Below are 12,024 nucleotides of genomic sequence, written 5' to 3' on the forward strand. Positions count from 1 at the left end.
GATCATGGCAAAGCCCCCTGCCGTGTTTCCACGACAGGGGGCTTCGGTGGTGCGTGTCAGCAGACCGGGACGCCTGGCAGCTGAGCGGCCGGGTGGTCGATGTAGATGTTCGACATGTAGCCGCCCTGGTCGCGGAGCTTGGACCACCACTTGTTGCTGGTGCCCTCGGCGTTGACCGTGTCGCCCTGCTTCTGGCAGGTGACGAAGACCTGCGTCGGGCCGGGCAGGGTGGTGACGACGGACGCGGTCAGCTTCGCGTCCGAGCGGACCCGGACGCCGCTGCCGTACGTGGTGAAGTTGTACGTCGGCGGGTTCGGGTTGCCGCCGTTCACCAGCTGCATGTAGTAGGTCCAGTTCCAGTTCGGACCCGGGTCGGTGTGGTCGTTGCCGGGGATCTCGTTGTGGCCCTTGATGTACGCCCGGGTCTTCGGGATGCCTCGGCGTTCGGCGATGTTCTTGGTCAGCGCCGCCGACGCCCGGTACATCGCGTCGGTGAACCACGACGGCTGGTCGACGAAGCCCTCGTGCTCGATGCCGATCGTGTACGGGTTGGCGCTGCGGACGTGGTACGCGGTGTCCTTCTCGGCCACCATCTGGGTGATCTGGCCGTCGCTGGAGCGGACCACGTAGTGGGCGCTGACCTGCGACGACGCGTTCTTGAACCAGCTGATCGTGCCGGCGTACGAGCCCTGGGTCACGTGGACGACGATCGTGCTGATCGCGGCGGTCCGGCCGACCCGGTAGTTGGCGGAGTTGGCCGCGTTCCAGATCGCGCCCGGGTAGTCGGCGGCCTGGATCGAGGCCGGCGTCCGGGTGCCGAGCGGGGCGACGTTCGCGTACTTGCCGCGGTCCGGCGTCACCTTGACCGGCTGGGTGGAGACGCCTTCGGCGCCGACTCCGAGGCCGACGATCCGGTAGACCTCGTCGGTGTAGAGGCGAGCGGTCGGGCCGTCGGCGGAGTGCGAGTACTGCGCGACGACCTCGTACCACTGGCCGATGTTCTGGCGGGCCTGGCCTTGCAGGCCGGCCTGGTCGGCGTACGCGTCGAGGACCGCGGCCGCGCCGAGCACGTTGGCGTCCGCGGCTTTGGCCAGCTTCTCGACCGGGAGGCCGGTGAGCTTCGCGGCCTCGGACATCGTCGGGTTGCTCGGGTTGCTGGCCAGGTGCATCACGCCGTACCCGTTGGCCTGGCTGGGCTGACCGTCGTGGCCGTCGAGGTGCGACTCGGCGTAGCCGATGCCGACCAGGAGTTCACGCGGTACGTCGTACTGGGCGGCGGCGGTCTTGAAGGCATCGGACAAGGTCGAGCTGGTGCCGGTGTCGACCGGGGTGGCGGCGTTGCTGGGCAGGGCGCCGAACGCGAGGGCGCCGGCGGCGAACACGGCGACCAGCCGGGGGGCTCGATGACTCATGGGCGGGAATCCTTCCGAGGGGCGGCGGAGGTTTCCCTCACGGTAGGGCAATATCTTCCGGCCGGACCAGTAGTTGAGTGAACTTTTTCCCGTCACTCGGTGAATTGGTTCGGTCACTGGGAGGATAGTTCAGCCTTTGACGATTTGCCCTCGCAGGACGATCAGCCGCGGCGCGTCGAGCACGCGCGGATCCAGCCGCGGGTCCTCGTCGTACACGACCAGGTCGGCCGGTGCGCCCGGCGTCAGCTCCCCCGGTACGCCGAGCCACTCGCGCGCCGCCCACGACCCGGCGGCGAGCGCCTGCTCGCCGCTCATCCCGATCTCGGTCAGCGCCCGGATCTCGTCGGCGACCAGGCCGTGCCCGAGGACGCCGCCCGCGTCGGTCCCGGCGTACACCGGGACGCCGGCCTCGACCGCGTTGCGCAGCGTCGCGTGGCGGCGTTCGTACAGGTCGCGCATGTGGGCGGCGTACTGGGGGAACTTCGCCTCGGCCTGGTCGGCGTACAGGGGGAAGTTCTCCAGCTGGATGATCGTCGGTACGACGGCGACGCCGCGCGCGGCCATGTCGTCGAGCAACTCGGGCCGCAGTCCCGTCGCGTGCTCGAGGCAATCGATGCCGGCGGCCAGCAGATCCGGCAGCGCGTGCTCACCGAAGACGTGCGCGGTGACCCGCGCGCCGAGCTCATGGGCCCGCGCGATCGCCGCATCGAGCGCGTCGGCCGGCCAGCACGGGGTCAGATCACCGGCGTCGCGATCGATCCAGTCACCGACCAGCTTGACCCAGCCGTCGCCGCGGAGGGCCTCCTGCTCGACGTACGCGACCAGCTCGCCGGGCTCGATCTCCCAGCCGTAGTTGCGGATGTAGCGCTTCGAGCGAGCAATGTGCCGACCGGCCCGGATGATCTTCGGCAGGTCCTCACGCTCGTCGATCCAGCGAGTATCAGCCGCCGAACCGGCATCCCGAACAAGCAGCGCCCCCGCATCCCGATCAGCAATCGCCTGCTCCAGCTGAGTCTCCTCGTCGACCGCCCCCCGCTGATCAAGCCCGATATGGCAGTGCGCATCGACCAGCCCCGGCACAATCCACCCACCACTGCTCACCGTGCTGACCTCCCCACCGGCAGGCCGCTCGACAACCACCCCACCCCTGAGATGAAGCTCCCGCCGCTCACCCCCCGGCAACACCACGCCAACGAGCCTGAGCGTCCCGAGTCCGGTCGTCGTCATACCACCGACCGTAACTGGGACAGGCTCACCCTGCACCACACCCCCGGCCGACTTGAACACCAACTCCCCCAGCCGCTGCCTCAACCGTCACCACCCACCCGGCCGCAACATCCACCGCCCGCCCGACCACCAGCCGCTACCTCGGCCAGCCCAGCCGTCATCACCTGCCCGGCCGCAACATCCGCCACCTCACGGCGACACACCCTCACCCGACCACCACCCGCCGGCACGCCACCAACATCACCCCAGAACCACGAGGTGCTTCCAAACCAGACCTGCCCGAACCCCTACCTTGTTCCCGGCCGGTACAGCACCGGCCACCGACGACGTTCTCGGCCGCATGGTCACCGGCCTGTAGCGCCGCACCCGACCCCGCCAAACACCCGACAAACAGCACCAGCACCAGCACCGGCACCGGCACCACCCCAGGTCCCGACGTACTTCCAGATCCTGGGCAACCCCCTGGCTTGTCTCCGGCCGGTGCAACACCAACCACCGACGACGTCCTCGGCCGCATGGTCACCGGCCTGTAGCGCCGCACCCGACCCCGCCAAACACCCGACAAACAGCGCCGGCACGCCACCAACATCACCCCAGAACCACGACGTACTTCCAAACCAGACCTGCCCGAACCCCCTAGCTTGTTCCCGGCCGGTACAGCACCAGCCACCGACGACGCTCTCGGCCGCATGGTCACCAGCCTGTAGTGCCACACCGCCCCCGCCGGACGCCCCACCACCGGCACGCCGCCACCTTCGCCCCGAAGTACTTCCAGATCCTGGGCACCCCCTGGCTTGTTCCCGGCCGGTGCAACACCAGCCACCGACGACGCTCTCGGCCGCATGGTCACCAACCAGTAGTTCCGCACTAAAGATCCCCCGAAAACCACCAAGTCCGCGCGACCCCGAAGAGTCGCGCGGACCTGAAAGCCTTCGCCGCGGCAAACCGCGACAGGAGTTGCTTACCCGTGAGACCCGCTGCCCTGCGTACAAGGCGTCGGGTTGCCTTCGGTCGCGCACGGCGATCCGGTCGGCGTGTCCGTCGGGGTCGGTGTAGGCGTCGGAGTCGGAGTCGGGGTGGGCGTCGGAGTTGGCGTCGGGGTCGGAGTAGGCGTCGGCGTGTCCTCGGTCGGGGTCGGCGTCGGCCGGACCGTCGGAGGCTTGGTCGGCCGGGTCGGCTTGTCCGTGGCCGGCGGCGTCGGATCGACAGGCCGCGGGATCGTCGTCTCGATCGGCGTCGTCGGCTTCGGGGTCGGCGTCGTCTTGGTGTCGTCCGGCACGTCCGGTACGTCGCGCGGGTCGACCTTGCGTTCGGCGTTGCCGAGCGGCTTGGCGGCCGACAGGTTGCCCTTCGCGTTCGGGATCAGTACGGCGCTCTTGCTGTAGACACGCATCCACCGCAGCACCGTCGCGACGAAGTCCTTCGAGTGCTGGTACCGCAGCAGGGCGGTGACCAGGTCCCGCGGGCGCTTCAGGTCGTCGCCCTCGGAGCACAGGTAGACCGCGACGGTGGTGACCGCGTCGTACACGTTGTTGGGGTTGCGGAAGCTGTCACCGTTGCCGTCGGCGCCGAACTCGCTCCAGACACCCGGAACGATCTGCATCGGGCCGACCGCGCGGTCCCAGACCCGGTCGGCGTCGTACCGGCCGCGGTCGGTGTCGGGGATCTTGCCCAGGCCGGCGCGACCGTTCAGCACCGGGCCGAGCAGTTTGCCGCGGGTGGTGCCGGCCACGTCGACCCGGCCGCCGGAGGCGTGGTTCGACTCGACCTTGCCGATACCGGCCAGCAGGGGCCAGGTGAGGCCGCAGTTCGGCCGGACCACGGCGAGATTCGCGGTGGCGCGGCGGTAGGCGGGGAAGACCCCGCGGGGGATGCCGTTGACGGCGTTCGGCCGGCCGGGACGGACGACCGAACGGCCGTCGGTGGCCCCTTGCACGGGGACGTCGGCACGGGCGGGCTTGTCCGATCCGATCCGGCCGTCCACTCCGGGACGCTGCGGAACGATCATCGTCAGTTCGTCGAATTCACCGCTGTTCAGTCCGGCTCCAGGCGATGGGGCGACCGGGCTGTCCGCCGCGAGCTGGCCGGAGGCACCGGCGCCGCCCGAGGCGACTGTCACGATGGCCCCCACCAGGAGGGGGGCCGTGCACAGTGAAGCGATGATGATTTTGACCCGACGGTTTCCACTACGGGTTAGGCGCATAGACCCATCAACGATCGATGCGCCAGAAAGTTATCGAGATCTGACGGAAAGTTAACGTAGCCGGCGGCCCGTCGCGAAACAGGGCGCTCGGCACACGGTGTAGGCCCGCTCAGGCGGCTGGTTCGATCGTTGTTCCGCGTACCGTACCGGGTTGCCCACGGCCCGTGATCACCGGGCCCGAGCAATTCGGGCCCAAGGCCCCGACTTCAGCCGCAGCAACCCCGGGCTTGCGGGGGCCAAGGGCCCCGAATCAGTTGGCCGGAGGCTTCGGAGCGTCGTCGGAGGTCGAGTTGTTCGCCGAACCGTCCGTCGGCGCACCCGTCGGCTCACAGGTCGGCGCATCGGTCGGCGTGCTCGTCGGCGTCTCCGTGGGAGTCGTCGTCGGCTTGTCCGTCGGCGTACAGGTCGGCTCGCCGGTGGGCGTCGTCGTCGGCGTCTCGCTCGGCGACGGCGTGGGAGTCGGCGTCGGCGACGGCGACGGCGACGGCGACGGGCTGTTCTCCGTCGGTGTGTTCGACGGGCTCGTCGGCGTCAGCGTTGGCGGCGTCGGCTTCGTCGGCGGCTTCGGCGTGTTCGTCGCCGGCGGCAGCGAGGTCGGCGGCTTGGTCGGCAACGAGCTCGGCGGCTTCGTCGGGCTCGGCGTCAGCGTCGGCGACTTGGTCGGCTGCGTCGGCCGGGTCGTCGCCGGCTGCGTCGTACTGGCCGTGGCCGTCGGCTTCGGCGTGGTGTCGTCGTCGCCCGGGACGTCGGTCGGGTCGTCGTCCTTCTCCACGTTGCCGTCGTCGCCCGGCGGGTCGATCACGCCGTCGTCGTTCGGGGTGGTGATGGTCGAGTTGCTGTACGACTTCATCCAGCGCAGCACCGTGGACACGTAGTCCATCGAGTGGTTGTACCGCAGGACGGCCTCGACCAGGCCCGGCGGGCTGCTCAGGTCGGCGTTCGCCGAGCACAGGTAGTCGGCCGCGGCACGCGAGGCGTCGAAGACGTTGTGCGGGTTCTTCACGCCGTCACCGTTGCCGTCGGCGCCGAAGCCCTTCCAGGTCCCCGGGATGAACTGCATCGGACCGACGGCCCGGTCCCACTGCGCGTTCCCGTCGTACTGACCACCGTCGGTGTCCGCGATCGCGGCCATCCCCGGCCCGCCGTCGAGCACCGGTCCGAGAATCTGGCCCCGGGTGTTGCCGCTCGCGTCGACCCGTCCACCGCTCGCGTGCGCCGACTCGACCTTGCCGATGCCGGCCAGTAGCGGCCAGGTGATGTGGCAGCCCGGCTTCGCGGCGGCGAGGTCGTTCGCGGCCTTCTGGTACGCCGCCAGCACGGTCCCCGGGATGCCCGTGACGGCTCCGCTCGGGCCGATCACCGGCTGCTGCTTGCTGTCGGTCGCCCCGGTCACCGGGACCTCGATCGTCGAGCGCTTCTCCGACGGGATGCTGCCGTCCGCGCCGGGCTGGCTCGGTACGTCGTCGAGCAGGTCGTCGAAGACCGAGTCCTGGCGCGGCTGGCTGAGCGCGTGCGCGTCGACCACGAAGGTGTTCGACGGGACGCCGCCGGCGACGAACACGGCGACCATCGCGGCGGGCGGGGCCAGGCAGATCCACGTCGCGGTCAACTTGCCCCGCCACGTGTCGAGATCCTTGAACTGCCGCCTCATCCGAACCCGTCTCCTCGACGTATTCCGCAGTACGCCCGTGCTCCGGGCGCAGGCACGATCTTAACCGGTGACCGGTCAGGGACAACCGGTCACGGTGAGTCGCCCGTCAGGGACAACCAGTTCCGAGCGCCTGCACGGCGTACGTCGTACTGCTCCCCCACGGGGCCTGGGCCCCGCACTTTCACCGTACGTCACCACCGGGCGGGGCGGCATCCTCCAGCTGGAGGGACCGGCTACTTCTTCTTCTCGTCGCCGTCGATCAGGTTCTTGAAGGCGTCCGGGAGCTCGAAGTTGCTGTTCCCGAGCTGACCGCCGAACGCGGCCGGCAGCTCACCCGGCGCCGCCTCGGCGGGCTGGGCCGGGCCCTTGGCGCGCTTGGCCGGGTTGCCCGAGCCGCGCTTGGGCTTGGCCTTCTTCGCCTGCTGCTTGCCCTTCTTGCCGCCGCCCATTCCCGGCATGCCCGGCATCCCGGGCATTCCCGGCATGCCCTTGCCGCTGGCCATCGCGGACATCATCTTGCGGGCCTCGAAGAATCGCTCGACCAGGCCGCTGACGGTGGCCACCTCGGTGCCCGAACCCTTCGCGATCCGGGCCCGGCGGGAGCCGTTGATGATGTGCGGGTCGGAGCGCTCGGCCGGAGTCATCGAGTGGATGACCGCCTCGATCCGGTCGATCTCGCGCTCGTCGAAGTTCTCCAGCTGGTCCTTGAACTGCGCCGCACCCGGCAGCATCCCGAAGATCTTGGTCAGCGGGCCCATCTTGCGCACCGACTGCATCTGGGCGAGGAAGTCGTCCAGGGTGAACTCCTTGCCACCCTTCTTCTGCAGCTTGGCCGCGGTCTTGGCGGCCTCGTCGGCGTCGAAGGTCCGCTCGGCCTGCTCGATCAGGCTCATCACGTCGCCCATCCCGAGGATGCGCGAGGCCATCCGGTCGGGGTGGAAGACGTCGAAGTCCTCGAGCTTCTCGCCGTTGCTGGCGAACATCACCTGGCGGCCGGTGACCTGCGCGATCGACAGCGCGGCACCACCGCGGGCGTCGCCGTCCAGCTTGGACAGTACGACGCCGTCGAAGCCGACGCCGTCCAGGAAGGCCTGCGCGGTGACGACCGCGTCCTGACCGATCATCGCGTCGACGACGAACAGGATCTCGTCCGGCGTGACCGCGTCGCGGATGTCGGCGGCCTGCTGCATCAGCTCCGCGTCGACACCCAGCCGGCCGGCCGTGTCGACGATCACGACGCTGTACTGCTTGGTGCGCGCCTCGTCCATCGCCTGCTTGGCGACCTGGACCGGGTCACCGACGCCGTTGCCCGGCTCCGGGGCGAACACCGGTACGCCGGCGCGATCGCCGACCACCTGCAGCTGGGTCACCGCGTTCGGGCGCTGCAGGTCGGCCGCGACCAGCATCGGCGTCTGGTGCTTGACCTCCTTGAGCCACTTGGCGAGCTTGCCCGCCAGGGTGGTCTTACCGGCACCCTGCAGACCCGCCAGCATGATCACCGTCGGCGGCCGCTTCGCCATCCGCAGCTCACGCGTCTCGCCACCGAGGATCTTGACCAGTTCCTCGTTGACGATCTTGATCACCTGCTGCGCCGGGTTCAGCCCACCGCGCACCTCGGCCCCGCCGGCCCGCTCCTTGACCGCGGCGATGAACTCCTTCACCACCGGCAGGGCGACATCGGCCTCCAGCAACGCGATCCGGATCTCCCGGGCGGTCGCGTCGATGTCGGCGTCGGTCAGCTTGCCCTTGCCCCGCAAGTTCTTGAACGCACCAGAAAGCCGATCGGAAAGCGTGTCGAACACAGCAAAGTCCGTTTCTTCAGTCCAACCCAGACAACTCGACGAGTCTACCGGCCACCCCCACCCACCCGAACCTGTGGATAACTCCCACCCCCAAGCACCCACCCCGGATACCGTTGCCCGCAAGTCAGGAGCACGGTCAGGAAGGAGGTTCGCCCGCATGCCACTCGACGCCCAGGAATTCGCCACGGCGTTCTCACGCGCGAGGGAACGGCTGGGAGACGACCCGTCCGGTGATGTCACCGCCGAGCAGGATCGCTTGCGGGCCCTGGTTCCAGCCGACTCCTCGGACGAGGACAAGCGGTGGACAGGCGTCTTGATCGATCGTCTGGCCGAACCACAGCCTCCCCCACGACAGCGGGGTCCGCTCTACGACCAGGCAGCTGAGATCCACGCGAGCGCGTTCGCGGCGAACGGCAGCCGGGACGAGCAGATCGCGGCCGCGCGCGACGCTCGTCGGCGCATTTTCGCGATCGCCGCGCAAGCGGACGAGGACGACGCCGCCGACATCCGGGCGATGACCAGACCGCTCGAGCACTGGGAGAACGAACTGCGTGATCCTCCGTGGCCGGTCGAGGGACCGCGCGGACAAGGCAGCTGAGCGATGGGCGGCGGCGACCCGATCGTCTCGCCTGAGTCCGCCGTCCATCGAGAGTTCGCCCGGTTGTACGCCGTCGCGCGCCGGATCGCCCGTCCGTCGGTCGATCGCTGGAGCGGCGTACTTCGTGCCGCGTACACGCCGCCGGGCGAGCAACAGAGGTGGGGTGCGTTCGACCCGGCGTCGGGAGACATCAGCTTGTCGGCCGAGCTCGTCCTGCCGTACCTGACCGGTCCCGGGTCGCGTGTCGCCGGTCCGGCGCAAGGGCAAGCGCTCGCCACCGTCCTCCATGAGGCGACCCACGCCGGGATGGAGACCGACGCGCCGGACGAGCCGAACGCCGTCCGCACCGCCGAGTCCCTCGCACTGATCGAGGCGTTCGCCGAGTATCGCGCTGTCCAGCAGTTCGAGACGTTCGCGGCCGCCGCCGGATACCCGGAGGCCTATCTCACCACCCCGCAGTACCCGGGGTGGTACACCGCCATGGACGACCTGGTGCGACAGGTTTCCGGCCCGGTCAAGGACCGTGCGGCCTTCCTGAACGAGGCGATCCAGGGTCCTGGTGCACTGCATTTCGACCAGCTCGCCGACAGTGTCGTCAAGAACCGGTTGACCCACGACGTACCCACCACAGAGAACGACCAGCGCGCCGCCAGAGCGGCCCTGATCCCGGCGATGACCCACCGACTGTGGCCATCACTTCGAAGCCGCCCGGCGGAGTCCGGACTGATGGTCGCCAACGAGATCCGCCAGCATCTCGACGCGGAGGTCGACAAGATCCGCCACCACTACCGAAGCACCTCCCGGACGCCGTACCCGGCCGACCCACCAAACCCAGCAGCGATCCAGCTCCGGCCGGCCGACGCGCGGACAACCCAGCCGGAGCAAGCTCCGTCTCCATCTGGTGTCGCGATGCGCTTCCTCGACGCCCAAGCCCCCGCGTCTCGCGCAACCTCCTTCCGACCAACCTTGGCCCAAGGAGCCCGCGGCGCAGGCAGCCCAACCACACCGAAGGCCCAACGCCCCACCGAGCGACGCTGGGACTAGAACGACCGTGGATTTTCGACCGACAGCCCCGGCCTGTGGATAACTCCCACGCCGCTCTGGCCGATCCCGCTAACTTCTTCCTGACGACCCCCATCCAAGGAGCGCCAGTGCCCCTCGACATCGCAAAGTTCAACTCGGCGTACTCCGATGCCCGGGGCCGCGTGCGGCGGGAAGGGTCGGAAGTGGAGGAGGAACAGACGCGCTTGCGCGACCTCGTCCCGGAGGACGCCTCGGCCGAGCACCTCGAGTGGGCCAACGCCTTGATCGCGTCTCTGGCCGAGCCCGCGGCTCCGCCACGGGAGTACAGCGAGCTATACCACGAGGCGGCGCAGATCCAGGCAGCCGCGTATGCGATCGACGGCACCGTCGAGGAGCAGGTCGAGGCGCTCTCGACGGCGCGGCGGCGGATCTGGGAGATCGCGGACCGCGCGGCTCCGGAGGAGGCTCCGGACATCAGAGCGATGACCCGCTCGATGGAACACGTGGAGAGCGGGCTCCGTGATCCGCTGTGGCCGGCTGAAGGCCAGTCCGGCCAGGACAGCTGATCGGTGGGCGGCGGCGCGACCCTGGTGCCACGCGGTGCCGCCGTCCACCGGGAGTTCGAGCGGCTGTACTGCCTGGCCCGCACCTTGCGCCCAACCAGCACGGACCGTTGGAACGGTGACCTCCTAGCCGGTAGCGGCGAGAGCTGGGGCAGCGTCGACAAGGACTCCGGCGCGATCACCCTGTCCGCCCAGCACGTCCTGCGCCATCTCCGCGGTTCGGGCACCCAGAGCACTGTCTACGAGCAGGCTCAAGCGTTGGCCACGGTCCTCCACGAGAGCACCCATGCGGGGATGGAGATCGATGCACCCACAGCACCCAACGCGGTCCGGATGAACCTCATCTGGAACGTCATGGAGGGCGTCGCCGAGTTGCGTGCGATGGCCGACGTCCAGGCACTCGCACTCTTGTCCGGGTACGGCGACCTGCCGGTCCCCACACCTCAGTACCCGGCTCCGCACGCCGCGATCGAGGGACTCATCACCCTGGCCTCCGGTCCTCGGAAGGGTGACGGTGCTCTGCTCGACGACCTGTCTCGCGGGCCCGGAGTACTGCACCTGGACTGCCTGGCCGACGGCGTACTGCAGAACCGCCTCGCTGACGTCGTACCCCTACGCGACCGCCTGGCCATCCGCGCCGCGCTGATCCAGCCGATGCTGCATCCCGCGTGGAGCCGGATCACCAAACTGGGCAGCACCATCGGCGAGGGCGTCGCCCAAGACATCCAGATCCGCGTGAACTCCACCGTCGACGAGATCCGCCACCACTACCAAAGCAACCCCCGAACGCCGTACCCAGCCGAAGCACCAAACCCAGCAGCGATCCAGCTCTCGCCGGCCAACGCTCGGACAACCCAGTCGAAGCAAGGCCCGCCGGCGTCTGGTGTCGAGATGCGCTTCCTCGACGGCCAAGCCCCTGCCGCCCGTGCAACGTCCTTCCGGCCGGACTTGGGCCAAGGAGCCCGCGGGGCAGGCAGCCCAACCGCACCGAAGGTCCAACGCCCAGCTGAACGACGGTGGGAGTAGACGACCGCCAGCCCTGAGCTGTGGATAACTCCCGCGCCGTTCCAGCTGATCCCGATAACTTCTCTTACGAAGCCATCCACCGAAGGAGCGCCAGTGCCAGTAGACATCGAGGAATTCACCCTGGCGTTCAACCGCGCGCGGGATCGGGTCAGGGGCGTGGCCGACGCCGACGTCGCGGCCGAGCAGGCGCGGCTGCGTGCTCTCGTGCCGAGCGATGCGTCCGCGGATGAGAGGCGTTGGACCGGAGAGCTGATCGACTCTCTCGCCGTTCCCTCTCCCCCGGCCAAGGAGTGGAGCGAGCTGTACCACGAGGCCGGCCGGATCCACGAGAGCGCCTACCCGGTCCAGGGGACCGTCGCCGAGCAGATCGCCGCGCTCGAGGCCGCTCGCCGCAAGATCTGGCAGATCGCCGACCGCGCCGGCGAGGACGAAGCACCTCACATTCGCGCGATGACCCGGGTTCTCGAGCACCTCGAAGAGGAGCTGCGCAACCCGACCTGGCCCGCCTGACAGCCCGCC

At 69.3% G+C, this 12,024-nt stretch carries 10 protein-coding genes; 5 read left to right on the forward strand and 5 right to left on the reverse strand.

Annotated elements, in window-relative coordinates; translation table 11 throughout:
- Positions 1-56: 56 nt before the first annotated feature.
- The 5 genes from HDA39_RS15890 to ffh form a co-directional block, all read right to left on the reverse strand.
- Positions 57-1,412 (reverse strand): N-acetylmuramoyl-L-alanine amidase, encoded by a 1,356-nt coding sequence (locus HDA39_RS15890; protein ID WP_184795986.1) that lies wholly within the window; start codon positions 1,410-1,412, stop codon positions 57-59.
- A 129-nt stretch (positions 1,413-1,541) separates the two neighbouring features.
- Positions 1,542-2,639, reverse strand: coding sequence for an amidohydrolase family protein (locus HDA39_RS15895; protein WP_184795987.1), 1,098 nt, complete (start codon positions 2,637-2,639; stop codon positions 1,542-1,544).
- A 961-nt stretch (positions 2,640-3,600) separates the two neighbouring features.
- Complete coding sequence (locus HDA39_RS15900; RefSeq protein ID WP_337925759.1) at positions 3,601-4,758, reverse strand: lytic transglycosylase domain-containing protein; 1,158 nt, start codon at positions 4,756-4,758, stop codon at positions 3,601-3,603.
- A gap of 334 nt (positions 4,759-5,092) precedes the next feature.
- Complete coding sequence (locus HDA39_RS15905) at positions 5,093-6,493, reverse strand: lytic transglycosylase domain-containing protein (protein ID WP_238356070.1); 1,401 nt, start codon at positions 6,491-6,493, stop codon at positions 5,093-5,095.
- Positions 6,494-6,726: 233 nt separating this feature from the next.
- A complete protein-coding gene (ffh, locus tag HDA39_RS15910) occupies positions 6,727-8,295 on the reverse strand; it encodes a signal recognition particle protein (protein ID WP_184795989.1) in 1,569 nt (522 codons plus the stop codon).
- 157 nt (positions 8,296-8,452) lie between these two features.
- Between ffh and HDA39_RS15915 the strand changes: the two genes are divergently transcribed.
- From HDA39_RS15915 to HDA39_RS15935, 5 genes are all read left to right on the forward strand, one after another.
- Positions 8,453-8,893: a hypothetical protein gene (locus HDA39_RS15915; RefSeq protein ID WP_184795990.1), complete on the forward strand. Its 441-nt coding sequence runs from the start codon at positions 8,453-8,455 to the stop codon at positions 8,891-8,893.
- 3 nt (positions 8,894-8,896) lie between these two features.
- Positions 8,897-9,937, forward strand: coding sequence for a hypothetical protein (locus HDA39_RS15920; RefSeq protein ID WP_184795991.1), 1,041 nt, complete (start codon positions 8,897-8,899; stop codon positions 9,935-9,937).
- A gap of 107 nt (positions 9,938-10,044) precedes the next feature.
- Positions 10,045-10,482: a hypothetical protein gene (locus HDA39_RS15925; protein WP_184795992.1), complete on the forward strand. Its 438-nt coding sequence runs from the start codon at positions 10,045-10,047 to the stop codon at positions 10,480-10,482.
- A 3-nt stretch (positions 10,483-10,485) separates the two neighbouring features.
- Positions 10,486-11,505 carry a hypothetical protein gene (locus HDA39_RS15930; RefSeq protein ID WP_184795993.1) on the forward strand — a complete coding sequence of 340 codons (1,020 nt, stop codon included), beginning with the start codon at positions 10,486-10,488 and terminating at the stop codon, positions 11,503-11,505.
- Between the two features lie 93 nt (positions 11,506-11,598).
- On the forward strand, positions 11,599-12,015 hold the full coding sequence (locus HDA39_RS15935; RefSeq protein ID WP_184795994.1) for a hypothetical protein: 417 nt from the start codon (positions 11,599-11,601) through the stop codon (positions 12,013-12,015).
- Positions 12,016-12,024 lie beyond the last annotated feature (9 nt).

The organism is Kribbella italica, from assembly GCF_014205135.1.
GTDB lineage: Bacteria > Actinomycetota > Actinomycetes > Propionibacteriales > Kribbellaceae > Kribbella > Kribbella italica.